28 protein-coding genes are annotated in these 23,709 nt (G+C 63.3%); 21 read left to right on the top strand and 7 right to left on the bottom strand.

Annotated features, from left to right (window positions below; all coding sequences use genetic code 11):
• Positions 1-37: 37 nt before the first annotated feature.
• A complete protein-coding gene (locus NLY33_RS27630) occupies positions 38-1,261 on the bottom strand; it encodes an MFS transporter (RefSeq protein ID WP_023709369.1) in 1,224 nt (407 codons plus the stop codon).
• A gap of 118 nt (positions 1,262-1,379) precedes the next feature.
• On the opposite strand from NLY33_RS27630, the gene NLY33_RS27625 reads away from it, so the two are divergent.
• From NLY33_RS27625 to NLY33_RS27590, 8 genes are all read left to right on the top strand, one after another.
• Positions 1,380-1,988 (top strand): TetR/AcrR family transcriptional regulator, encoded by a 609-nt coding sequence (locus NLY33_RS27625; RefSeq protein WP_023708733.1) that lies wholly within the window; start codon positions 1,380-1,382, stop codon positions 1,986-1,988.
• 94 nt (positions 1,989-2,082) lie between these two features.
• The gene (locus NLY33_RS27620) at positions 2,083-3,066 is read left to right on the top strand and encodes a hypothetical protein (protein WP_023708732.1); all 984 of its coding nucleotides are present in this window, start codon (positions 2,083-2,085) and stop codon (positions 3,064-3,066) included.
• 71 nt (positions 3,067-3,137) lie between these two features.
• Positions 3,138-4,064, top strand: a complete 927-nt coding sequence (locus NLY33_RS27615) for a histone deacetylase family protein (protein WP_023685412.1) — start codon at positions 3,138-3,140, stop codon at positions 4,062-4,064.
• 3 nt (positions 4,065-4,067) lie between these two features.
• The gene (locus NLY33_RS27610; RefSeq protein ID WP_023668433.1) at positions 4,068-4,319 is read left to right on the top strand and encodes an exodeoxyribonuclease VII small subunit; all 252 of its coding nucleotides are present in this window, start codon (positions 4,068-4,070) and stop codon (positions 4,317-4,319) included.
• 38 nt (positions 4,320-4,357) lie between these two features.
• The gene (locus NLY33_RS27605) at positions 4,358-4,624 is read left to right on the top strand and encodes a DUF2277 domain-containing protein (RefSeq protein WP_023668432.1); all 267 of its coding nucleotides are present in this window, start codon (positions 4,358-4,360) and stop codon (positions 4,622-4,624) included.
• Between the two features lie 10 nt (positions 4,625-4,634).
• Positions 4,635-5,555: a pirin family protein gene (locus tag NLY33_RS27600; RefSeq protein WP_023687141.1), complete on the top strand. Its 921-nt coding sequence runs from the start codon at positions 4,635-4,637 to the stop codon at positions 5,553-5,555.
• 101 nt (positions 5,556-5,656) lie between these two features.
• Positions 5,657-7,570: a 1-deoxy-D-xylulose-5-phosphate synthase gene (gene dxs, locus NLY33_RS27595; protein WP_023702019.1), complete on the top strand. Its 1,914-nt coding sequence runs from the start codon at positions 5,657-5,659 to the stop codon at positions 7,568-7,570.
• Between the two features lie 145 nt (positions 7,571-7,715).
• Positions 7,716-8,000 (top strand): hypothetical protein, encoded by a 285-nt coding sequence (locus NLY33_RS27590; protein WP_023668429.1) that lies wholly within the window; start codon positions 7,716-7,718, stop codon positions 7,998-8,000.
• Here the strand turns inward: NLY33_RS27590 and NLY33_RS27585 are convergent.
• Complete coding sequence (locus NLY33_RS27585) at positions 7,997-8,398, bottom strand: GFA family protein (RefSeq protein WP_023668428.1); 402 nt, start codon at positions 8,396-8,398, stop codon at positions 7,997-7,999. The two genes, NLY33_RS27590 and NLY33_RS27585, sit on opposite strands and share 4 nt — an antisense overlap.
• A gap of 146 nt (positions 8,399-8,544) precedes the next feature.
• Here NLY33_RS27585 and NLY33_RS27580 point away from each other — a divergent pair, with 146 nt between their 5' ends.
• Positions 8,545-9,339, top strand: coding sequence for a TlyA family RNA methyltransferase (locus NLY33_RS27580; protein WP_023708731.1), 795 nt, complete (start codon positions 8,545-8,547; stop codon positions 9,337-9,339).
• A complete protein-coding gene (locus NLY33_RS27575) occupies positions 9,336-10,571 on the top strand; it encodes a class I SAM-dependent RNA methyltransferase (protein ID WP_023708730.1) in 1,236 nt (411 codons plus the stop codon). Before NLY33_RS27580 ends, NLY33_RS27575 begins: the two co-directional genes overlap by 4 nt.
• A gap of 66 nt (positions 10,572-10,637) precedes the next feature.
• Here NLY33_RS27575 and NLY33_RS27570 read toward each other — a convergent pair whose 3' ends face one another.
• The 5 genes from NLY33_RS27570 to NLY33_RS27550 form a co-directional block, all read right to left on the bottom strand.
• On the bottom strand, positions 10,638-11,027 hold the full coding sequence (locus NLY33_RS27570; RefSeq protein ID WP_023687145.1) for a type II toxin-antitoxin system VapC family toxin: 390 nt from the start codon (positions 11,025-11,027) through the stop codon (positions 10,638-10,640).
• Positions 11,014-11,289: an AbrB/MazE/SpoVT family DNA-binding domain-containing protein gene (locus NLY33_RS27565; RefSeq protein WP_081725433.1), complete on the bottom strand. Its 276-nt coding sequence runs from the start codon at positions 11,287-11,289 to the stop codon at positions 11,014-11,016. The genes NLY33_RS27570 and NLY33_RS27565 overlap by 14 nt, the downstream gene beginning before the upstream one ends.
• A 79-nt stretch (positions 11,290-11,368) precedes the next feature.
• Entirely contained in the window at positions 11,369-12,781 is a 1,413-nt protein-coding gene (tldD, locus tag NLY33_RS27560) for a metalloprotease TldD (RefSeq protein ID WP_023708729.1), read from the bottom strand.
• Between the two features lie 108 nt (positions 12,782-12,889).
• The gene (locus tag NLY33_RS27555) at positions 12,890-13,357 is read right to left on the bottom strand and encodes a YbjN domain-containing protein (protein ID WP_023708728.1); all 468 of its coding nucleotides are present in this window, start codon (positions 13,355-13,357) and stop codon (positions 12,890-12,892) included.
• A 71-nt stretch (positions 13,358-13,428) separates the two neighbouring features.
• A complete protein-coding gene (locus NLY33_RS27550) occupies positions 13,429-14,013 on the bottom strand; it encodes an invasion associated locus B family protein (protein WP_023668422.1) in 585 nt (194 codons plus the stop codon).
• A gap of 363 nt (positions 14,014-14,376) precedes the next feature.
• Between NLY33_RS27550 and coxB the strand changes: the two genes are divergently transcribed.
• The 11 genes from coxB to rnhA all read left to right on the top strand — a co-directional run bounded on the left by coxB (position 14,377) and on the right by rnhA (position 23,694).
• The gene (coxB, locus tag NLY33_RS27545) at positions 14,377-15,273 is read left to right on the top strand and encodes a cytochrome c oxidase subunit II (RefSeq protein WP_050485823.1); all 897 of its coding nucleotides are present in this window, start codon (positions 14,377-14,379) and stop codon (positions 15,271-15,273) included.
• A 38-nt stretch (positions 15,274-15,311) separates the two neighbouring features.
• Complete coding sequence (gene ctaD, locus NLY33_RS27540) at positions 15,312-16,964, top strand: cytochrome c oxidase subunit I (RefSeq protein WP_023668420.1); 1,653 nt, start codon at positions 15,312-15,314, stop codon at positions 16,962-16,964.
• A gap of 70 nt (positions 16,965-17,034) precedes the next feature.
• Entirely contained in the window at positions 17,035-17,979 is a 945-nt protein-coding gene (locus NLY33_RS27535; RefSeq protein WP_023708727.1) for a heme o synthase, read from the top strand.
• The gene (locus NLY33_RS27530; RefSeq protein ID WP_023668418.1) at positions 17,976-18,131 is read left to right on the top strand and encodes a cytochrome c oxidase system small membrane protein; all 156 of its coding nucleotides are present in this window, start codon (positions 17,976-17,978) and stop codon (positions 18,129-18,131) included. Before NLY33_RS27535 ends, NLY33_RS27530 begins: the two co-directional genes overlap by 4 nt.
• Before the next feature lie 8 nt (positions 18,132-18,139).
• On the top strand, positions 18,140-18,766 hold the full coding sequence (locus NLY33_RS27525; protein WP_023709656.1) for a cytochrome c oxidase assembly protein: 627 nt from the start codon (positions 18,140-18,142) through the stop codon (positions 18,764-18,766).
• A gap of 1 nt (position 18,767) precedes the next feature.
• Positions 18,768-19,649, top strand: coding sequence for a cytochrome c oxidase subunit 3 (locus NLY33_RS27520; protein ID WP_023668416.1), 882 nt, complete (start codon positions 18,768-18,770; stop codon positions 19,647-19,649).
• A gap of 231 nt (positions 19,650-19,880) precedes the next feature.
• Positions 19,881-20,267, top strand: coding sequence for a DUF983 domain-containing protein (locus tag NLY33_RS27515; RefSeq protein ID WP_023685423.1), 387 nt, complete (start codon positions 19,881-19,883; stop codon positions 20,265-20,267).
• Entirely contained in the window at positions 20,264-21,019 is a 756-nt protein-coding gene (locus NLY33_RS27510) for an SURF1 family protein (protein ID WP_023706665.1), read from the top strand. The genes NLY33_RS27515 and NLY33_RS27510 overlap by 4 nt, the downstream gene beginning before the upstream one ends.
• A gap of 161 nt (positions 21,020-21,180) precedes the next feature.
• Positions 21,181-22,191 (top strand): 4-hydroxy-3-methylbut-2-enyl diphosphate reductase, encoded by a 1,011-nt coding sequence (gene ispH, locus NLY33_RS27505; protein WP_023692071.1) that lies wholly within the window; start codon positions 21,181-21,183, stop codon positions 22,189-22,191.
• Positions 22,192-22,198: 7 nt separating this feature from the next.
• A complete protein-coding gene (locus tag NLY33_RS27500; protein WP_023706666.1) occupies positions 22,199-23,161 on the top strand; it encodes a homoserine kinase in 963 nt (320 codons plus the stop codon).
• Positions 23,158-23,694: a ribonuclease HI gene (gene rnhA, locus NLY33_RS27495; RefSeq protein ID WP_023706667.1), complete on the top strand. Its 537-nt coding sequence runs from the start codon at positions 23,158-23,160 to the stop codon at positions 23,692-23,694. The genes NLY33_RS27500 and rnhA overlap by 4 nt, the downstream gene beginning before the upstream one ends.
• The last annotated feature ends 15 nt before the right edge of the window (positions 23,695-23,709 follow it).

Genomic DNA, 23,709 nt, shown 5'->3' with positions numbered 1-23,709 from the left:
GCGTCCGATCCGCGTTCCCGACCGGACGCTTGTGCGTTTATTCCGCGGGAACGGCGGCTGCACCGCAGCCGTCCAGCTCGCAGGCGCGGGTGGCCAGGCTGCGCTGGCCCACCAACACCGTGACCAGTGCGATAGTGCCTGAAACCACCGAGACCCAGAACCCGTTCCTGGCGCCGAACTCATCCACCACCGCGCCGGCGGCAAACGAACCCAGCGCCATGCCGATGCCGATGCCGGTCATCACCCAGGTGATGCCTTCGGTCAGCATCGCTTCCGGCACGTGGCGTTCGATCAGGCCGAAGGCGGTGATGAAGGTTGGCGAGATCGCCACGCCGCTGATGAAAACGGTCAGCGCCAGCAGCGGCACCGTGTCGGCGGTGAGCGGCAGCAATGTGCCGAGCGCAACGAGGGCGACCGCGAGGGCCAACTGGCGCTGCAGCGGCGCTTTCAGGTTGAGCGCACCGACGACGAGGCCGAGCACGAACGATCCCAGCGCATAGACGCCGATGACGAGGCTGGCGGCGCCCGGCTGGCCGAGTTCCTTGGTGATCGCCACCGTGCTCACTTCCGTCGTCGCGAAGGTGGCGCCGACGAAGATCAGGGCGAAGGTGATGATCTGCACCGGCCTGAGCCGGATTGCCGAGCCGCTCGAGACATGATTCACCGGCCGCACTTGTGGTTCGGTCGAACGCTGCAGGATGAAGGCTGCCGAGCCAAGGGCGAGGAATAGCGTGCTGACCAGGACACCGGCTTCCGGGAACAGAGCGGCACTCAAGCCCACCGACAGCGATGCGCCTGCAATGTAGACGAGTTCGTCCGCCGCCGATTCGAAGGCGAATGCGGTGTTCATCTGCGGCCGGCCGCGAAAAATCTCGGTCCAGCGCGCGCGCACCATCGCCGGCATGCTGGGCATGGCGGCGGCCGCCAGTGCCGACACAAACAGCGTCCACACCGGCCAGTCCTGATTGGCTGCGGCAATCAGCACCGCGAAGGCGAGCACGGTGAGGATGGTGGTCGGAACCACGATCCGCGTCTGGCCGAGGCGATCGACCAGCCGTGATATCTGCGGCGCCACGAAAGCGTTGCTCAGCGCGAACGTCGCCGAGACAGCTCCCGCCAGCCAGTATTCGCCACGTGTCTGCGACAGCATGGCCACGATGCCGATCGGCGCCATGGCGATCGGCAGCCGCGCGAGGAAGCCCGCGGCGGCAAACCCCTTGGCTCCAGGGGCACGAAAGATTTCCGAGTATGGGTTTTGCATGGCTGGTTCCTCGACAAAGGCCAATTCGACAATTACATACGGTGCGTATGAATATAGGTAGTCGATACGCCGCGTATGTCAATTGGCATACGAAGCGTATGTGAATAAGGCCAGAACCATGCACAGACCCCGCAAGGAGATGATTGCCGAAACGCGCGCCAAGCTGATCACGGCGGCCCGCCACGCTTTCGGCACGATCGGCTATGCCGACGCGTCGATGGACGACTTCACCGCCTCGGCCGGGCTGACGCGCGGTGCGCTCTATCATCATTTCGGCGACAAGAAGGGCCTGCTGCAGGCCGTCATCGCCGAAATCGATGGCGAGATGGCCGTCCGCATCCATGAGATTGCGTCGCGGGCGCCAAGCCGCTGGCAGCGTTTCGTCGACGAATGCACGACCTATATCGAGATGGCGCTGGAGCCGGAAATCCAGCGCATCATGTTTCGCGACGGTCCGGCTGTGCTCGGCGATCCGGCGCAATGGCCGAACGCCAATGCCTGCGTCGGCTCGATGACCGATCATCTGACGGCTCTGCAGCAGGAGGGGGTGGTCGTCCCCGGCGTCGACCCCGAAACCGCCGCCCGGCTGATCAACGGCGCCAGCAGCCAGGCGGCGCAGCGCATCGCCAATTCGAACGACCCCGAAGCGACGTCGAAGACCGTGGTGGCAGCCTTCCAGCAACTGCTTGAAGGGCTTCTCAAAAAACAGGGTTCGCAGCCGGCCTGAAATCTGGTCGGCCCAGACCCGGCATTTGCCGAGATTGACAATTCCCGGCCCGGGTTCATCCTCGCCGTCCATCTCTGAGGGGAGATTCGGGCGCATGTGGGATTTCGAAATCGGCAGGTCGGTGTCCATCATGATCAGGACATGGCCATTCATCGTCTTTCGCATGATCGTCTATTTCGGCATTACGCTCGCCTATATCGTGGCGACCGGCAGCGGCGCCTCCGTCGGCTATGGCGTCGGCCATATCTCCACCGATCCCGACGGGCCGCTTTCCTTTGCACTGTGGGGCGGCATCGTCGGCATCGGCATCGTTTCGATCGCGCTCTACTGGATCCGCGAATACATCCTCTACGTCGTCAAGGCCGGCCATATCGCCGTCATGGTCCATTTGATCGATGGCCGGGACGTTCCCAATGGGCAGGACCAGATCGCCTACGCCAAGGACGTGGTGAAGGAGCGTTTCGCCGAGGCCAACATCCTTTTCGTGGTCGACCAGCTGGTCAAGGGCGCCATCCGCGCCATCACCGGCCTGATCGGCGGCATCGCCGCCTTCCTGCCCATTCCGGGTCTCGGCGGCCTGATCGCTTTCATCAATACGGTCATCCGCCTGTCGCTGACCTATGTCGACGAGATCATCCTCGGCTACAACATCCGCATCAATTCATCATCGCCCTTCGAGACAGCCCGGCAAGGCGTCGTGCTCTACGCCCAGAACGGCAAGACCATGGTCAAGAACGCCATCTGGCTGGCGGTCATCATGTGGGGTGTGTCCTTCGTCATCTTCCTTTTGATGCTGGCGCCGGCCGCCGCCATCATGTGGTTCATTCCGGGGCAGCTCGGCGGCTGGGCCTTCGTGCTCGCCATCCTCCTTGCCTGGGCCTTCAAGGCGGCCTTCATCGAACCCTTCGCCATAGCCTGCCTGATGCAGGTCTATTTCAAGACCATCGAAGGCCAGGTGCCGAACGCCGAATGGGACCAGCGGCTGGCCGAGGGGTCGTCCAAGTTCAGGGAACTCAGGGATAAGGCGCTGGCCTCCTTCGGCGGCTCGCGCTGGACGCAGCCGGCGCCCGGGGTGTAATCCCTGTTGAACGTCGGGGCGGTGCGGCGTCAAACCATGGTCAAAGCGGCCGGGCGCGCCTATATCGGGTCATGGTCACCAGGCTCTACACCCATCCGATCTTCCTCGAACATCTGACGCCCCCCGGTCATCCGGAGCGGCCGGACCGCTTGCGCGCTATCGAGCGCGTGCTCGACGACGAGGCCTTCACCGCACTCGATCGGGTAACGGCGCCGCAAGGCGACGAGGCCACAATCCTCTACGCCCACCCCGAGGATTTCGTCGCCCGCGTCCGCGCCGCGATCCCTGAAAGCGGCATTGCCTCGATCGACGCCGACACGAGCGCCAGCCCGAAAAGCTGGCAGGCGGTGGTCACTGCCATCGGTGCGGCCAACGCTGCCGTCGACGATGTTTTCGAGGGCAGCGTTGCCAATGCCTTCGTCGCCGCGCGTCCGCCCGGCCATCATGCCGAAAAGACCACGGCCATGGGCTTTTGCCTGTTCAACACCGCGGCGATCGCGGCCCGCTACGCGCAGAAGAAACACGGCGCCGAGCGTGTCGCCATCGTCGACTGGGACGTGCATCACGGCAATGGCACGCAGGACATCTTCTGGGACGATCCCTCGGTGCTCTATTGTTCGACGCACCAGATGCCGCTCTATCCCGGCACCGGGGCTAAAAACGAAACCGGCGCCGGCAACATCGTCAACGCGCCGCTGGCGCCGCAGACCGGCTCGGACATGTTTCGCGATGCCTTGCTGTCGCGCGTCCTTCCGGCACTCGACAATTTCGCGCCCGATCTGATCATCATTTCCGCAGGCTTCGACGCTCACCATCGCGACCCGCTGGCCGAGATCAACCTCAGCGAGGACGATTTCGACTGGGCGACAGGCCAGTTGCTGGAACGCGCCGGGCGCCACAGCGGCAACCGGCTCGTCAGCCTGCTTGAGGGCGGCTACGATCTGCAGGGACTGGCATTTTCGGTCGCCGCCCATGTCGGGCGGCTGATGAAGGGGTAAAGTATGGCTGGCGAAGCAAATGAAGACGTGAAGGCGATGAGCTTCGAGCAGGCACTCGACGCGCTGGAAAAGATCGTCGATGATCTGGAACGCGGCGACGTGCCGCTCGACCAATCGATCAAGATCTATGAGCGCGGCGAGGCGCTGAAGGCCCATTGCGACCGGCTGCTGAAGGCGGCCGAAGACAAGGTCGAGAAGATCAGGCTGTCGCGTGATGGCAAACCGGTGGGAACGGAGCCGCTCGACGCGGAGTAGTGGAATGGGGCGGGCATAAAGCAGATAGGAGTTCAAGCATGTGCAGAAACATCAAGACCCTGTTCAATTTCGAGCCGCCGGCGACCCATGACGAGATCCGCGACGCCGCCCTTCAATTCGTGCGCAAACTGAGCGGAACGACGCGCCCCTCGCAGCGCAACCAGGCAGCCTTCGACCGTGCCGTCGAGGCGATCGCCGAATCGGCGCATGAATTGCTGCATTCGCTGGAAACCACGCATCATCCGCGCAATCGTGAAGAGGTGGCGGCCAAGGCAAAAGCCAAATCGGCGCTCCGCTTCGCCTGAGGACATCCAGATGAGTTTCTTCCCCGGCAAGGACCCTGAGCCTGGCGATGCCTTCGCCAGCGACCAGATCGAGCTCATGGTCATTCCAAACGCCAAGGACATTGGCGGCTTCCAGGTTCGTCGCGCTCTGCCGACGGCAAAGCGGCGGCTGGTCGGTCCCTTCATCTTCTTCGACCGCATGGGGCCGGCGATCTTGCGCGCCGGCCAGGCGATGGATGTGCGCCCGCACCCGCATATCGGGCTTTCCACCGTCACCTATCTGTTCGACGGCAATATCAGGCACCGCGATTCGCTCGGCACCGAGATGGTCATCCAGCCCGGCGACGTGAATTTGATGACCGCCGGCCGCGGCATTGTCCATTCCGAGCGCACGCCCGAAGAACTGCGCGGCGCGCCGATGTCGGTCTCCGGCCTGCAGACATGGCTGGCTTTGCCCGACGGCAAGGAGGAAGTGGCGCCGGTGTTCGAGAACACGGCCGCGCTCCTTCTGCCCGAGATCGACGCCGAAGGTGTTTCCGGCCGCGTGGTGATCGGCGATTTCCAGGGACTGCGTTCGCCGGTAAGAGCCGACACCGAGACGCTCTACGCCGATCTGAGGCTGGCGCCCGGCGCCAGCGTCAAAATTCCCGCCGACGCCGAGGAACGCGCCATCTACACGCTGGACGGCGATGTCTCGGTTTCGGGCGACCGTTTTCCGGCCGAACGGCTGCTGGTGTTCCGGCCTGGTGACGAGATCGTCGTGTCGTCCGAGCGCGGCGCCCATTTCATGCTCTTCGGGGGCGCTTCGCTCGGCTCTCCGCGCCACATCTGGTGGAACTTCGTCTCGTCGTCGAAGGAACGCATCGAACAGGCCAAGCAGGAATGGAAGACGGGCCGCTTCGATATCGTTCCTGGAGATGAGGAAGAGTTCATTCCGTTACCGGACAATTAACGTCAGCATCAGCCGCGTCACTGACACGCATTTACATTCCGGCGACGCAGGCATATTTCGCCATGATCGACGCGCATTATAGCTGAGCAGGCCCTTTAACAGTGAACGCAACGCTGCATACGCCGCTTCTCGACAAGGTCCGCATTCCAGCCGACCTGAAGAAGCTTGACGAAAGCGAGCTGCCGCAGCTGGCCTCGGAGCTGCGCGCCGAGCTGATCGATGCCGTCTCGCATACGGGCGGGCATCTCGGCGCCGGCCTCGGTGTCGTCGAACTGACGGTGGCGCTGCACTATGTCTTCAACACGCCGGAAGACCGCGTGATCTGGGATGTCGGCCACCAGGCCTATCCACACAAGATCCTGACCGGCCGCCGCGACCGCATCCGAACGCTCAGGCAAGAAGGCGGCCTGTCCGGCTTCACCCGTCGCGCCGAGAGCGAATACGACCCGTTCGGCGCCGCGCACTCTTCGACCTCCATTTCCGCCGGCCTCGGCATGGCCATGGCGCGCGACCTCTCGGGCGGCCACAACAATGTCATTGCCGTCATCGGCGACGGCGCCATGTCCGCCGGCATGGCCTATGAAGCCATGAACAATGCCGGCGCGCTTGATGCCCGGCTGATCGTCATCCTCAACGACAACGACATGTCTATCGCGCCGCCGACCGGCGCCATGAGCGCCTATCTGGCGCGGCTCGCGTCGGGCAAGACCTATCTTGGCCTGCGCGATTTCGGCAAGAAGCTGACCTCCTATCTCGGCAAGCGCGCCGACCGCGCCATCAAGCGGGCGGTCGAGCATGCGCGCGGCTACGTCACCGGCGGCACGCTGTTCGAGGAGCTTGGCTTCTACCATATCGGCCCGATCGACGGCCACAATCTCGAGCATCTGATCCCGGTGCTGAAGAACGTCCGCGACCATGCCGACGGCCCGGTGCTGATCCATGTCGTGACCCAGAAGGGCAAGGGCTACGCGCCGGCCGAGGCCGCGGCCGACAAATATCACGGCGTCAACAAGTTCGACGTCATCACCGGCGCGCAGACCAAGGCCCCGGCCAATGCGCCGGCCTACACCAAGGTGTTCGCCGAGAGCCTGGTCCAGGAGGCCCGCCTGGACGACCGCATCGTCGCCGTCACCGCCGCCATGCCGAACGGCACCGGCCTCGATTTGTTCGGCGAAGCGTTTCCGACCCGGACCTTCGATGTCGGCATTGCCGAGCAACATGCCGTGACCTTCGCCGCCGGCCTCGCCAGCGAGGGCTACAAGCCCTTCGCCGCCATCTATTCGACCTTCCTGCAGCGCGCCTACGATCAGGTCGTCCATGATGTGGCGATCCAGAAACTGCCGGTGCGTTTCCCGATCGACCGCGCCGGTTTCGTCGGCGCCGACGGCGCCACTCATTGCGGCGCCTTCGACACCACCTTCCTGGCGACGCTGCCGGGCTTCGTGGTGATGGCGGCCGCCGACGAGGCGGAGCTTCGCCACATGGTGCGCACCGCCGGCTATTATGACGAAGGCCCGATCGCCTTCCGCTATCCGCGCGGCAATGGCGTCGGCGTCGACATGCCGGAGCGCGGCTCGGTGCTCGAAATTGGCAAGGGCCGCATCGTCAGGGAAGGCACCAAGGTGGCGCTTCTGTCCTTTGGCACCCGGCTGCAGGATTGCCTGCTGGCGGCCGAGGAACTCGGCGCGGCCGGATTGTCGACAACGGTTGCGGACGCCCGTTTCGCCAAGCCGCTCGACGAGGATTTGATCCGCCGTCTTGCCCGCTCGCACGAAGTGCTGGTGACGGTGGAAGAGGGCGCTGTCGGCGGTTTCGCCAGCCACGTGCTGCAGTTCCTCGCCCATGAAGGCTTGCTGGAAAGCGGTCTGAAAGTTCGGCCGCTGGTGCTGCCAGACGAGTTCACCGACCACGCCAAGCCGGAAAAAATGTATGCCGATGCCGGGCTCGACGCGGCCGGCATCGTGCGCACCGTGTTCGTCGCGCTCGGCCATTCCGCGCGCGCGCAGCGCGCCTGAATCAAACCTCACGCAGCTGAAGCAGTTGCCTGTGCAAGCTTAACACTTTGTTAACGCTTCTCTTTGGCGTTTCGCTTACCGTCTCTTTTGGCCGTTTTTCAACGCCGCCCTGCTAGAACTGCCTCCAGGCAGGGAGTTAAAAACAATGCGAACGCTTCTGTGCGGCGCGGCCCTTTTGGCCGTCATCGCCGCGCCGGCCATGGCCGAGACGCGCTATGACCGCAAGCTCGAACAGGCGGTGGCAGGCATCGTCGCCCGCAAGATGGGCGATATCAGGGGCGCTTTTTCCTACAAGCAGGTGCCGCAGCTTGTCGTCGTGCCGGACGCACCAGTCGTTGCTGTCGAGCGCCCGCGCAAGCAGGCTTCAGATGACGGAAGCGACGGCCTGATGCCGGCCGTTGAACGGCAGGTCTCACGGACGATCTTCTAAAACCACATATCGCGCACGCAGCGCCCATCGCGCGGCAGGTCGTCATAAGTGTCCAGCCCGTCGAAATGGTCGATCGGCAGGTCGGCGACCGCCTCAGGCGGTGCCAGCCTGACATTGACGGCGATACGCGTGCGGCTGCTGTCGCTGCGGCGCAAACCGCGCCAGGCAAGCACACAGGCACATGTCGGGCAAAACAGGATTTCCAGCGACGGCGTCTCCTTGCCGGCGCGGGTGTAGGACTGCACAGGCCCCGCAAGCCGGATACGCTCGTCGACAAAGTCATAGGCCCAGAGCGTGCCATAGCGGCGGCAAAGCGTGCAATTGCAGGCCGTGATCGGGCCGGGATCGCCTTCCAGCGTCCAGTGGGCGGCGCCGCAATGGCAGGTTCCCGTCAGCATTCGTCTTCCTCCGCATTGCCTGAGCCTCTACATCTTGCCGGACTGGCTGCGCTATTCAACCGGGCGGACTGGCTTGCGGCCCGGGTCTCGACGTCCTCCCATGCCAATGTCCTTGCCTTCGCGGCCGGCTTTCGCCATGAAGGCCGATGAACTCCCCTCTGCCAGCCAGCACACGCCAGCGGCTCGACGAATTGCTCGTCCAGCGCGGCCTGTTTGCGAGCCGCTCGCGCGCCCGCGACGCGGTCGAGCGCGGCACCGTGATGGTCGACGGCGTGGTCGCCCGCAAGCCCGGCCAGACGGTTCTGCCGCGCTGTCTCATCGTCATCGACGACCCGGCGCAGGGTTATGTCTCACGCGCGGCGCTGAAGCTGATCGCCGGGCTCGACCATTTCAGTCTCGATCCCGCGGGCAGTGAAGCTCTCGATATCGGCGCCTCGACAGGCGGCTTCACCCAGGTGCTGCTCGAACGCGGCGCGGCCCATGTCACGGCCATCGATGTCGGCCACGGCCAGATGCATCCCGGTGTCTCGTCCGACCCGCGCGTCACCGTGATCGAGGGCCTCAACGCTCGCGAGCTCACGGCTGCCGATCTCGGCGGCCGCATCCCGGATTTCATCGTCTCCGACGTCAGCTTCATCTCGTTGAAACTGGCGATGCCATCGGCGTTGGCATTGGCACGGGACGGCGCTCGTGCGGTGTTTCTGGTCAAGCCGCAATTCGAGGCCGGCCGCGAGGCAATCGGCAAGGGCGGTCTGTTGAAAGACCCTTATGACGCCGCCCGTGTGGCCGGCTTGCTGCAGGAATGGCTCGAAGGCGTCCCTGGCTGGCGTACATTGGGTCTGCACATGTCGCCGATCGAAGGCGGCGACGGCAACCGCGAATTCCTGCTTGCCGGGATCAAGGATGCCGGGATCAAGGATGCCGGGACCAAGGACCGATGAGCACGGGCTTCACCATCAAGAGACTGGGTTCGCAGGGCGACGGCGTCGCCGAGACGGAAACCGGCGAGCTGTTCATTCCCTTCACCCTGCCCGGCGAGACCGTCACCGCCGCGCGCGAGAGGGATCGCGCCATGCTGATGGCGGTATTGGAGACGTCGCCGCTGCGTATCGATCCGGCCTGCCGGCATTTCACCGAATGTGGCGGCTGCGCCGTCCAGCATCTGCAAGCCGACGCTTACCAGCAATGGAAACGCGACAAGGTCGTGCATGCCTTGAAAGGCATTGCCGGCGACATCGGCGCCCTGGTGCCGTGTGCGCCACACACACGCCGCCGCGTCGTGCTTGCCGCCAGGCGCGCCGACACAGGCATGCTGCTTGGCTTCCATCGCCATCTGTCGCCGGAAATCATCCCCATCGAGGAATGTCCGATCTCGCTGCCGGAGATCGTTGCCGCGCTCGATCGCTTGAGGTCGGTCGCCGACCTGGTTTGCGCCACCACCAAATCGTTCCGGATGGAGGTCACTGTGACGGGCTCGGGGCTTGACGTCGCTGTCTATGAGTCGGGCAAGCTGGGCGAGAACCAGCGCCGGGTCGCCTCCAACTTCATCATGGCCAATGGCTTTGCCCGGCTTTCGATCGACGACGAGATTGTCATCGAGCCGAAAAAGCCGGTGGTCATGTTCGGCACCGTCGCTGTCGCCATACCGCCTGGCGCCTTCCTGCAGGCAACGCAAGCCGCCGAACAGACGATGGCCGATCTCGTTGGCGGACATCTGAAGCGTGCCAGGAAAGTCGCGGATCTTTTCGCCGGCTGCGGCAGCTTTGCGCTTCGGCTGGCGGCCAAATCCGAAGTCCACGCGGTCGAAGGCGACGCGGCAGCCCTTTCGGCGCTCGACCGCGGATCGCGCTTCGCCACCGGCCTGAAGCGGGTAACCGGCGAACGCCGCGACCTGTTCCGGCGGCCGCTGACGTTCAAGGAGCTGAATGCTTTCGATGGCGTCGTCTTCGACCCGCCGCGCGCCGGCGCCGAGGACCAGTCGAAGCAGATCGCCCGCTCGGATGTGCCGATCGTCGCCGCCGTCTCCTGCAATCCGGTGACGCTGGCACGAGACCTGCGCATCCTGATTGACGGCGGCTACATCTTGAAGAGCGTCACGCCCATCGACCAGTTCCTGTGGTCGCCGCATGTCGAGGCCGTGGCGCTGCTGGAGAAGCCGAAACGGCGACGTTAATCCGCCGATTTTCACAAGGCCGTGCTTGAGTTTGCCGCCCCCCGCAAGACGTAGCCGGCTGGCAAACTAGCCTTCGCGAACGCTTTCGTACCCGGCCGCTTGTGCGGCCTTGATGAACTTACGGTCGAAGGACACAAATGCTGAGCAGTGCGAGGACTTGCCCAGATGGAGCGCATCGGCGAAATCCATTCCCGTCTCGGCTAGATCGACCGCGGAAGAGACCATCGCAGCATCCTCTATCTCGACAGTGGGAAGCCCGCCGAACACCCGCAGTGCATTGACGATCGAGGCCTGATCATAACCATAGCCGCTGCGCAGCACCCACTCAGCCTCCAGGATCACCGTGACGGCGACGAAAACGGGCTGACCGTCGATCAGCCGCCGGGCTCGCGGGGACTGCTCGGGATCGTCGTTCGTCAGATACCTGACGACAACGTTGGTATCAATCGCGAGCATGGCGCCGCCGTGCTTCAGCAAGGACGGCCGCGTCCATCTCCTCCAAGGTCTTCGGTCTGCCACTGTGCGGCAGGACACCAAAGACATCTTCTGGTCGTGTCGGGGCAAAGGCAGGCGCCGGTCTCAAAAGTACACCGTCCGGTGTGTCTTCGACCTGCAGGCGCGTGCCCGCGCCCCAGTCCCTCCGCTTGCGGATAGCGCTGGGCAGGATGACTTGTCCCTTGGTCGAGACGGTCGTTATAAGCTTTTCTATTGCACCCATTGCGGTATTACCCTTGTGTAAGACAAAGGTAAGATATCCCTGTGAGGGGAACTATTCAAGCCCGCCGACGTCTCCTCGCTCAAACCCTGGTGCCGCCGACCGTCATCTGGTTCATCCTGAGATGCGGCTGGCCGACGCCGACTGGCACGCCCTGTCCGGCCTTGCCGCACATGCCGATGCCGTTGTCGAGCTTCATGTCGTTGCCGATCATCGACACACGGTGCATGGCATCCGGCCCGTTGCCGATCAGCATGGCGCCCTTGATCGGCTGGGTCACCTTGCCGTTCTCGATCATGTAGGCCTCGGTGCAGCCGAACACGAACTTGCCCGAGGTGATGTCGACCTGGCCGCCGCCGAAGGAGACGGCATAGATGCCGTTCTTGACCGAGGCGATGATCTCGTCCGGCTCCATGTCGCCAGCAGTCATGTAGGTGTTGGTCATGCGCGGCATCGGCTGGTGCGCATAGCCTTCGCGCCGGCCATTGCCGGTCGCCTTCATACCCATCAGCCGGGCGTTCTGGCGGTCCTGCATGTAGCCGACGAGCTTGCCGTCCTCGATCAGCACGTTGCGGGCCGAGGGCGTGCCTTCATCATCGACGGTGAGTGAGCCGCGCCGCTCGGGCATGGTGCCGTCATCGACCACGGTGACGCCCTTGGCCGCGACCTGCTGGCCAAGCAAGCCGGCAAAGGCTGAGGTCTTCTTGCGGTTGAAGTCGCCCTCCAGCCCGTGGCCGACGGCCTCATGCAGCATGACGCCCGGCCAGCCGCTGGACAGCACGATGTCGAAGGTGCCGGCCGGCGCCGGGATGGCTTCGAGATTGACCAGGGCTTGGCGCAGCGCCTCCTTGGCGGCATGCTTCCAGCTCTCCTCGATCAGGAACTCGCCGAACGCCTTGCGCCCGCCCATGCCATAGGAGCCGCTCTCCTGGCGGTCGCCGTCGCCGACCACGACCGAAACGTTGATGCGGACCAGCGGGCGGATGTCGCGCACCATCTGGCCATCGGCGCGCACGATCTCGACATGCTGCCAGGACGCCGCGAGCGAGGCCGTCACCTGGCGCACACGCGGATCCTCGGCCCGCAGCCAGGCGTCGATCTCCTGCAACAGCTTGGCCTTGACCTCGAAGGAAGGCGAGGGGATCGGGTTCTCGTCGCCATAGAGATGGCGGTTGGTCCGGGCAGGGGCCGCGGCAAGCGTGCCGGAGTAGCCGCCCTTGACGGTCGAGACGGCGTCCGCCGCACGCAGCAGTGAGGCCTCGGAAAGATCGCTGGAATGGGCGTAGCCGCTGGCCTCGCCGGCCACCGCGCGCAGGCCGAAACCCTGGTCGGTGTTGAAATTGGCGGTCTTCAGCTTGCCATTGTCGAACATCAGCGCTTCGCTCTCGCTGTATTCGAGGAACAGCTCGCCGTCATCGGCGCCGTTGAGGGTCTCGGCGACGATCTCTTTGATGCGATCGTCTGAAATGTCGAATTGGCCGATCAGGCTGTTCATGGCAGGTCCGTTCACAGGAGGAATGGTTGTTGCCACGATGTAGGCGCGAAGACGCGCCTGCACAATCCGCAATGAAGATTCGCAGCCGGCCAGTGGAATGCTCGCGGCCTATTTCTCGTTCACGAACTCGTTGATGTCGCTGGTCATGGAGTCCCAGTTCGAGAACTGTTCCTCAAGATTGGCCCTAGTGATGCCGCCCCTGAAGCTGACATCCATCTTGAAGTTCGAGCCATCACCGGAAAAGGCCTTCACCCAGCGGTATTTCTTGTTCCATTCATTGGCCTGGTCGGCCGTGAAGGGGTCGGTATAGCCCGAGGAGAACTGGATAGACTTGCACTTCTCATGGTTTTCGCAGCCATAGAAGTAGATCACATATTTCATGCCCTGGAGCCGGCCGGAGATCATCGGATCACCGCCGTCATCCTTGTCCATCTTGGCCGAGCCATAGCCTTTCGCAAGCTCGAAAATGACGGCCGGATCGGGCGCCGTGATGATTTCGGTATCCTCGGCAAAGGCGACGGAAACGGCGCCGGTCAGGATCAGACCGGTCGAAAAAAGCAAAGAAAAAGCACGCATGATGACCCCCACAGCCAACAATCAAACCCGTGGGAATTGTGCGTCAGGAAACGGTTTCGCAAGCATCAAGCTCAGGGCAGGGCGGCAAAACCGTCGGCGAAGCCCTTGAGGTCGACGGGGATGCCGATGCCTTCTTCCGGCGTCTGGAAGACGATGAAGGTGGCCGACGTCCCGGTCTTCAGCGTATCGAGCAGCGGCTTTTCGAGAATGACCTCGGCATAGCAGCCGTCCTGGAAGCAGCGCACGAAATAGGCGCGGCCGATATCCTTGCCGTCGACATTGAGGCCCAGGCCATTGGGCAGCAAAACGCCGAGCGGCGCCAGCACGCGCAGGATCTCGGCCTTGTTGTCGGCGGTGCGCAGGACGACGACGGACAGTCCCATTTCCGGGCGATCCTCGGCAACGACGTTCTGCATCATCACGCATTGTTCCGAGGTGGCGCCGGCCGGCGTGTCGCAGATGATCGACCACGCGCCATGCGTTGACTTGACCGTGCCGCTGGGCTGCGCTGCATTGGCGACGCCGGTTGCGGACGAGCCGATACCGATCAGGGCGGCGAGAAAAACGACCTTCGCCCCGCTTCTCGAAAGCCAAGCGCTTTTCGAATGCCAGGCGCTCTTCGAATGCCAGGCGTTTCTCGAAAGCCAAGAGGTCATGACGGCTCCATTGCGAATCACGGCACTTTAAGCCGCGCCAAGGCCAAGTAAAGGATAGGGCGACCGCCGGTCAGCCCCGGCAGGCGCAATAATGCGCTTTTCCCTAGCAAATTCGCCCGAATTGCGACCGTCGGGCGCATTCCGGACACAAGCCCGCATAGCCTGTCTGTCGACGACCCGCGCGGGCCACGAGGCCGTCGAAACAGCGCGGCAGCACTTGCGCGCAAAAATGCCGCACGGTTTCGCCCGCTCCTTTCTTGCGGAGGGAAATAGAGTATGGTTTGAACCACCCTTGGGACTGTCCGGGATTCCCATCCCGGCATTGTTCGATATTCTTGCGTCGCGATCGCGAGGAACCGGGAGATGAAGAGGGCGATGAGAAAATTCCCAGCAAGCGCCAAATTGATGGCAACGGCAGGCGCCGCCGCCGCATTTTTCGCCGGTGCCTCCGCCCATGCGGCCCAGCCGCAGCCGTGGGAGATGACTTTTCAGCCGCCGGCGACAGACATGATGCGGCAGATCGAGTGGTTCGGGAACTACACGATGTGGTTCGTCGTCCCGATCACTGCTTTGGTTCTGGCGCTTCTCGCCTGGTGCATCTTCAGGTTCCGCGCCAGCAAAAACCCGGTTCCGTCCAAGACCAGCCACAACACGCTGATCGAGATCATCTGGACAGTCGGGCCGGTCGTCGTCCTGCTGTTCATCGCCATTCCCTCGTTCCAGCTGCTGACGGCGCAGTACACGCCGCCGGAAGAGGCCAAGCTGACCGTCAAGGTAACGGGCAATCAGTGGAACTGGGACTATGAGTACCAGACCGAGAACACGCTCTCCTTCAACTCGGCCATCCTGCAGGACGCCGACCGCGCCGCGATCGGCAAGGAAGACCGGAAGGTCTATCCGCGCCTGCTGGCGGTCGACAACGAGCTGGTCGTGCCGGTCAACACCATGACGCGCGTCCTGGTTACCGCAGCCGACGTGATCCATTCCTTTGCCGTTCCGGCCTTCGGCATCAAGATGGACGCGGTTCCCGGCCGCACCAACGAGACGTGGTTCAAGGCGGAAAAGGAAGGCATCTATTACGGCCAGTGCTCGCAGCTCTGCGGCAAGGACCATGCCTTCATGCCGATCGCCGTCCGCGTCGTATCCGATGCGCAGTACAAGACCTGGCTGGCAGCAGCCAAGACCGACCTCCCCGGCGCCAACAAGGCGCTGATGGCCGAGGTCGACGGTACCAACAAGGTAGCGGCCGCCGGCAATTGATGCCGCGGGTTAGCAAGAATTAGGGAACGGAGCCGACCATGGCAGAAGCTGCAGCTCACGACGACCACGACCACAAGCCCTATCACGGCTGGGTCCGGTGGGTGTACTCCACCAACCACAAGGACATCGGCACGCTCTACCTGATCTTCGCGATTTTCGCGGGCATCGTCGGCGGCGCGCTTTCGGTCGTCATCCGCATGGAGCTGCAGGAGCCGGGCATCCAGATATTCACCGGTCTGGCGCAGATGGTCTACGGCATGAACGGCGATGCCGCCATCGACGGCGGCAAGAGCATGTACAACGCCTTCGGCACCGCGCACGCACTGATCATGATCTTCTTCATGGTCATGCCGGCGCTGATCGGCGGCTTCGCCAACTGGATGGTGCCGATCATGATCGGCGCGCCTGACATGGCCTTCCCGCGCATGAACAACATCTCGTTCTGGCTGCTGCCGCCGGCCTTCCTGCTGCTGATCGCTTCGGCTTTCATGCCGAGCGCGCCCGGCGCGTACGGCGTTGGCGGCGGCTGGACGCTCTATCCGCCGCTGTCGACCTCCGGCCAGCCCGGGCCGGCCATGGATCTGGCGATCCTGTCGATCCACATTGCCGGCGCGTCCTCGATCCTGGGCGCCATCAACTTCATCACCACCATTTTCAACATGCGCGCGCCGGGCATGACGCTGCACAAGATGCCGCTGTTTGCCTGGTCGGTTCTGATCACCGCCTTCCTGCTGCTCTTGTCGCTTCCGGTTCTGGCCGGTGGCATCACCATGCTGCTTACCGACCGCAATTTCGGCACCACCTTCTTCGCCCCGGATGGCGGCGGTGATCCGATCCTGTTCCAGCATCTGTTCTGGTTCTTCGGTCACCCCGAAGTGTACATCCTGATCCTGCCGGGCTTCGGCATCATCAGCCACATCGTCTCGACCTTCTCGAAGAAGCCGGTGTTCGGCTATCTCGGCATGGCCTACGCCATGGTCGCGATCGGCGCCGTCGGCTTCATCGTCTGGGCGCACCACATGTACACGACCGGCCTGTCGCTCGACACGCAGCGCTACTTCGTCTTTGCCACCATGGTCATCGCCGTGCCGACAGGCGTGAAGATCTTCTCCTGGATCGCGACGATGTGGGGCGGCTCGATCTCGTTCAAGACGCCAATGCTGTGGGCGCTGGGCTTCATCTTCCTGTTCACGGTCGGCGGTGTCACCGGCGTCCAGCTCGCCAATGCCGGCCTCGACCGCTCGCTGCATGACACCTATTTCGTCATTGCCCACTTCCACTATGTGCTGTCGCTGGGTGCGGTCTTCGCCATCTTCGCCGGCTGGTACTACTGGTTCCCCAAGATGACCGGCTACATGTACTCGCCGGTGATCGCCAACACCCACTTCTGGGTCACCTTCGTCGGCGTCAATTTGATCTTCTTCCCGCAGCATTTCCTCGGTCTGGCCGGCATGCCGCGCCGCACCATCGATTATCCCGACGCGTTCGCCGGCTGGAACATGGTGTCGTCCTACGGCTCCTATATATCGGCCGTCGGCGTGGTGATCTTCCTCTATGGCGTGTTCGAGGCCTTCCAGAAGAAGCGCGTCGCCGGCGCCAATCCGTGGGGCGAGGGTGCAACGACGCTCGAATGGCAGCTGCCTTCGCCGCCGCCCTTCCACCAGTGGGAACAGCTGCCGAAGATCAAGTAAGGCAGCCCGAATACGAAACCGCCGGCCCGCCGGCGGTTTCGGCCAACGGAATTATTGGACTTATGTACGCATGGCCCTTGTCGACGACCCAATGATTGACGAAGCGGGCTTTCGCATGTCGGAAGCCACGTCGGGCGATTTCTTCGCCCTGCTGAAGCCGCGTGTCATGTCGCTGGTGGTGTTCACGGCCTTTGTCGGCATGGTCGCTGCGCCCGTGACCATCAACCCGCTGCTGGCGGTGATCGCCATCCTGGCCATTGCCATCGGCGCCGGCGCCTCTGGTGCGCTCAACATGTGGTACGACGCCGACATCGACGCAGTAATGAGCCGGACCGCCGGCCGCCCGGTACCCTCCGGCCGCATCCTGCCCGGCGAAGCCCTGAGCTTCGGCCTTGTGCTTTCGGTGCTGTCGGTGATGACGCTGGGCGTACTGGTCAACTGGCTGTCGGCGGCGCTGCTTGCCTTCACCATCTTCTTCTACGCCGTCGTCTACACGATGTGGCTGAAGCGCTCGACGCCGCAGAACATCGTCATCGGCGGCGCCGCCGGCGCCATCCCGCCGGTCATCGGTTGGGCCGCGGTGACCGGAACGGTGAGCCTGGAAAGCCTCGTCCTGTTCCTGATCATCTTCCTGTGGACGCCGCCGCACTTCTGGGCGCTGGCGCTGTTCAAGTCCGACGACTACGCCAAGGCTGGCATCCCGATGATGCCGAACGTTGCCGGCCAGGCCTCGACCCGCCGCCAGATCTTTGCCTACGCCCTGATCCTGGCGCCGATCGGCGTGCTGCCCTGGGTGCTCGGTTTCGCCACCGCCTTCTATGGCGTCGCGTCAGTCGCTCTCGGCGCCGGCTTCGTCTGGTATGCCTGGAAAGTGGTGTGCATGACCGATAGCGACCGCGTCATGAAGCCGGCCAAGGCTCTGTTCGCCTATTCGCTGCTCTACCTCTTCGCCATCTTCGCCATCTATCTTGCCGACTGTGTCGTCGGTCGCGCTTTGGCCATCGGTGGAGCATGACCATGATCGACAAGAAGCTTGAACTGGTCACGCTGACCGAAAGCCAGAAGAAGGCGCGGCGCAACCGTTCGGCGGCGATCGGCGTCGCGCTGGCGATTCTGGTCGTCATCTTCTACGTCGCGACCATCGTGAAATTCGGCCATACCGGATGAGGCCGATGATGACCCGCCAGACCGTGACCGATCCCAGGAAGAAGAACACCAACCGCGCCGTCGCCGCGGTCTGCGTCGCCTTCTTCGGCGGCATGATCGGCATGGCCTACGCCGCGGTGCCGCTCTACAAGATGTTCTGCCAGGCTACCGGCTATGGCGGCACGACGCAGCGCGCCGAAAAGCAATATGCCGGCCGCATCCTCGACCGCGACATCACCGTGCGCTTCGACGCCAACACCAACGGCATTCCGTGGCAGTTCCAGCCGGTCGCCCGTTCGGTCACCATCAAGATCGGCGAGACCACGCAGGCGCATTACAGCGCCACCAACAAGTTCGACCGCGCCGTTACCGGCCGCGCCACCTTCAACGTGCAGCCGGAACTGGCGGGCCCCTACTTCAACAAGGTCGAGTGTTTCTGCTTCACCGACACGACGCTGAAGCCCGGCGAGACGCTGGACATGCCGGTCGTGTTCTATGTGGATCCCGATATCGTCAACGTGCCGGAACTGAAGGACTTGAAGACCATCACCCTGTCCTACACGATGTTCCCGGTCCAAAAGAACAAGCCGGTGGCGTCATCGACGCCGGACAGCAGCAGCAAAGTTTCAGATACCGAAGCAAATCTCGGGGGTTGATATGGCAGACGCGCACGCAAAACCACAACACGACTACCATCTCGTCAACCCGAGCCCGTGGCCCTTCCTGGGGTCGATAGGCGCACTGGTGACTGCAGTCGGCGGCGTCGCCCTGATGCAGTATCTCAAGAACGGCGATTTCCCGATTTTCGGCCACAACATCGCCAATCCATGGCTGTTCTTCATCGGCCTCGTCATCGTCCTCTACACGATGTTTGCCTGGTGGTCGGACACCATCAAGGAAGCGCATGAGGGCCACCACACGCGCGTCGTGTCGCTGCATCTGCGCTACGGCATGATCATGTTCATCGCTTCGGAAGTGATGTTCTTCGTTGCCTGGTTCTGGGCCTATTTCGATGCCAGCCTGTTTCCGAGCGAAGTGCAGAATTACGCCCGCACCGCTTTCACTGGTGGCGTCTGGCCGCCGAAGGGTCTCGAAGTCCTCGATCCCTTCCATCTGCCGCTCTACAACACCATCATTCTGCTTCTGTCGGGCACCACGGTGACATGGGCGCACCATTCGCTTATCCATGGCGACCGCAAGGGCCTGATCAACGGCCTGGTGCTGACCGTCGGCCTCGGCATGCTGTTCACCATGGTGCAGGCCTACGAGTACATGCACGCTCCGTTCGGCTTCAAGGATTCCATCTACGGCGCCACCTTCTTCATGGCGACCGGCTTCCATGGCTTCCACGTCATCATCGGCACCATCTTCCTCCTGGTCTGCCTGATCCGCGCCTGGAAAGGCGACTTCACGCCCAAGCAGCATTTCGGGTTCGAGGCGGCTGCCTGGTACTGGCACTTCGTCGACGTGGTCTGGCTGTTCCTGTTCGCATCGATCTACGTCTGGGGATCGGTCGGCGCGGTGATCGAAGGCCACTGACGGCTTTCACCGAACCGACAAATCAGAAGGGCGGTCGCGGCAACGCGGTCGCCTTTCGTCTTTTCGGCGCCCATCAATGGCCAACGGATACGGCTGGTCGGGCTGGCTGCTTCAATTGGTCGACTGGACCGATGGTCTGCATTGGGGTTACCGACTGCGACATGGACCAAATCTGGACTATGGTGCCGGATGGAACGCTGATCGAAATCGAGCCGTAAAGCATGACTATCCATGAGTGAAGATAGGGCGATCTGGCCACCCATCGAGCCGATCTCGGCCGGCCTGCACGGACGCTGCCCGCGCTGCGGCGAAGGACGGCTGTTTTCCGGCTTTCTCACCGTCGGCAAGCGCTGCAACAATTGCGGCCTCGACTATTCCTACGCCGATGCCGGCGACGGCCCGGCGGTGTTCGTCATCCTGATCATCGGCTTCATCGTTGTGGGGCTGGCGCTGTGGGTGGAGGTGACGCTGAGCCCGCCGCTCTGGCTGCATTTCATCATCTGGATACCGCTGGCGGTGGGACTGTGCCTGACGGCGCTGAGGTTGATCAAGGGTGTGCTGCTGACGCTTCAATACGCCAACAAGGCGGCCGAAGGCCGCCTGGACCAGGGGCAATGAGCGAGGCGCTGACCAAGCCCGCTGGCCGTTCGCGGCCGAAGACGGCGTTGCTGCTCGGCCTCGGCCTGGTGGTGTTCGTCATCCTGCTCGGGCTTGGCACATGGCAGGTGCAGCGCCTGTACTGGAAGGAAGCCCTTCTGCAGACCATCGACCAGCGCACCCATTCAGCGCCGCGGCCGCTGGCGGACGTCGAGAAGGAATTCGCCGCCACCGGTGATGTCGATTACACGCCGGTCACCGTCAGCGGGACGTTCCTGCACTCCGGCGAGCGGCATTTCTACGCCACATGGGACGGCGACGCCGGCTTCAACGTCTATACCCCGCTGGCCCTCGACGAGGGCCGCTATGTCCTGATCAACCGCGGCTTCGTTCCCTATGATCTCAAGGATGCCGCCAAGCGCCCGCAAGGGCAGGTGACCGGCAAGGTCACGGTCACCGGCCTGGCGCGCAACCCGCTGCCGGCCAAGCCGTCGATGATGCTGCCCGACAATGACGTGGCCAAGAACATCTTCTATTGGAAGGATCGTGACGTCATGGCGGCGAGTGCCGGCCTGCCGGCCGGTGCCGTGCTGGTGCCGATCTTCATCGACGCCGACAAGACGCCGAACCCGGGCGGGCTGCCGGTCGGCGGCGTCACCATCATCGACCTGCCGAACTCTCATCTGCAATATGCCTTCACCTGGTATGGCTTGGCGGCGGCTCTTGCCGCGGTTCTGATCGTCAGGCTGCGCCGCCCGGCAAAGACTGAATGATCCAGAGCATGATCCCGAAAAGTGGGAACCAGTTTCGGACAAGATCATGCTCCAACAAAGAGTTAGATCAGGTTGACCATTCAACCTGATCCAACTGCCCTTGACAGGGCAGGGGTGCACACCTCATTTCGCCAAACGATACGATCAACCGATCTGGAATCATGCTGCAGACCGCCACAAAACCACCGCTGACGATCCGGCTCTGCCAGCCGCGCGGCTTTTGCGCCGGTGTCGACCGCGCGATCCAGATCGTCGTGCTGGCGTTGAAGAAATACGGCGCGCCGGTCTATGTCCGCCACGAGATCGTGCACAACCGCTATGTCGTCGAGGGCCTGCAAAGCCTTGGCGCGGTTTTCATCGAGGAACTCTCGGAAATCCCGGCCGAGCACCGCAAGTCGCCGGTTGTCTTCTCGGCCCACGGCGTGCCGAAATCGGTGCCGGCCGACGCCAAGGCACGCGAGCTCTTCTATCTCGACGCCACCTGCCCGCTGGTGTCCAAGGTGCACAAGCAGGCGATGCGCCATCAGCGGCTCGGCCGCCATGTGCTTCTGATCGGCCATGCCGGCCATCCCGAAGTGATCGGCACCATGGGCCAACTGGCTGAAGGCGCCGTCACGCTGATCGAGACCGAAGCCGACGCTGGGACCTTTGCCCCCGCCGACCCGGAAGCGCTCGGCTTCGTAAGCCAGACAACGTTGTCGGTCGAAGACACTGCCGGCATATTGCGGGTGCTGCAGGAGCGCTTCCCGCAACTGCATGCACCGGCCGCCGAATCGATCTGCTACGCCACCACCAACCGCCAGGAAGCGGTCAAGGAAACCGCCGCCGGCGCCGATCTCTATCTGATCGTCGGTGCGCCCAATTCCTCCAATTCGCGCCGTCTTGTCGAAGTGGCGGAGCGCGCCGGCGCCACCATGTCGCTTCTCGTACAGCGCGCCGCCGAAATTCCGTGGAATGACATCACAAATATATCGACGCTCGGCCTGTCTGCCGGCGCGTCGGCGCCGGAGATCATCGTCGACGAGATCATCGACGCCTTCCGCCAGCGCTTCGAGGTGAACATCGACCTGGCGATCACGGCCACCGAAACGGAGGATTTTCCAGTCATGCGGGTTCTGCGCGATGTCGAACTGACGCGGGCCGACATGGCCTTCGTCAACGGAGCCGCGTGAACAGCCCATGGCGGTCTACACCGACGTCAATGAGGGCGAACTCGGCGCGTTCCTGAGGGCATATCCGGTCGGCGAACTCTTGTCCTACAAGGGTATCGCCGAAGGCACGGAGAATTCGAATTTCCTGCTGCACACCTCAAGCGGCTCTTACATACTGACGCTCTACGAGAAGCGCGTCGACAAGGCCGACCTGCCGTTCTTCCTCGGCCTGATGGGCCATCTCGCCCGCAAAGGCATTTCCTGCCCGTTGCCGGTGACCGCGCATGACGGCACCGTCATCGGCACGCTGGCCGGCCGTCCCGCGGTCATCATCACCTTCCTCGAAGGCCTGTCGCTCCGGCGGCCGACAGCGGCGCATTGCGCGGAGGTCGGCAAGGCGCTCGCCGCCCTGCATCTCGCCGGCCAGGATTTTGCGATGACGCGTGACAACGCACTGGCCATCGAGGGCTGGCGCAAATTGTGGAACGCCTCGCGCGACCGCGCCGACGAGGTCGAGCCGGGACTGGCGGCCGAGGTCGACGCGGATTTCGCCGACTTCGGACGCCATTGGCCGCAAGGCCTGCCGGCAGGCATCATCCATGCCGATCTGTTTCCCGACAATGTCTTCTTCCTCGGCGAGAAACTGTCCGGCCTCATCGACTTCTATTTCGCCTGCAACGACCTCTACGCCTATGACGTCGCCACCTGCCTCAATGCTTGGTGTTTCGAGAAGGATTTCTCCTTCAACCTGACCAAAGGCACGGCGCTGCTGGCCGGCTATCAGAGCGTGCGGCCTTTGAGCGATGGCGAGAAAGCAGCGCTGCCGATGCTTTCTCGCGGCTCGGCGCTGCGCTTTATGCTGACCCGGCTCTATGACTGGCTGACCGTTCCCGACGGCGGGCTGGTCATGAAGCGCGATCCGACCGAATATATCCGCCGCATGCGCTTCCACCGCGCGATCAAGTCGCCTTCTGAATACGGACTGACATGACCAAGCAGGTTGAAATCTTCACCGACGGCGCCTGCTCGGGCAATCCCGGTCCCGGCGGCTGGGGCGCCATCCTGCGCTTCAACGGCAAGACCAGGGAATTGTCGGGCGGCGAGGCCGAGACGACCAATAACCGTATGGAGCTGCTGGCCGCCATCTCGGCGCTGAATGCGCTGAAGGAGCCGTGCGCCGTCGAGCTTCACACCGACAGCAAATATGTCATGGACGGTATCTCCAAATGGATCCACGGCTGGAAGAAAAACGGCTGGAAGACCGCTGACAAGAAGCCAGTCAAGAACGGTGAACTGTGGCAGGCGCTGGATGAGGCCAATCGGCGCCACAAGGTGACCTGGAACTGGGTCAAGGGCCATGCCGGCCACTCCGAGAACGAACGCGCCGACGAACTCGCAAGGGAAGGCATGGCGCCGTTCAAGAGGGGCTCAGCCAAACCTGCGGCGCTGAAAGTGGCGCTGAAGCCGGCGGCATCCGAGAAGCAGCCGGCGCCACGGGCACGGCGCTCGACCCAGAGCTATTGAGCTCAAGCTATCGGC

It is taken from the genome of Mesorhizobium sp. C432A (genome assembly GCF_030323145.1).
In the GTDB taxonomy this organism is placed as follows: Bacteria; Pseudomonadota; Alphaproteobacteria; order Rhizobiales; family Rhizobiaceae; genus Mesorhizobium.
Note: the sequence above shows the minus strand (reverse complement) of the source record. Positions and strands in the feature narration are given on the sequence as shown.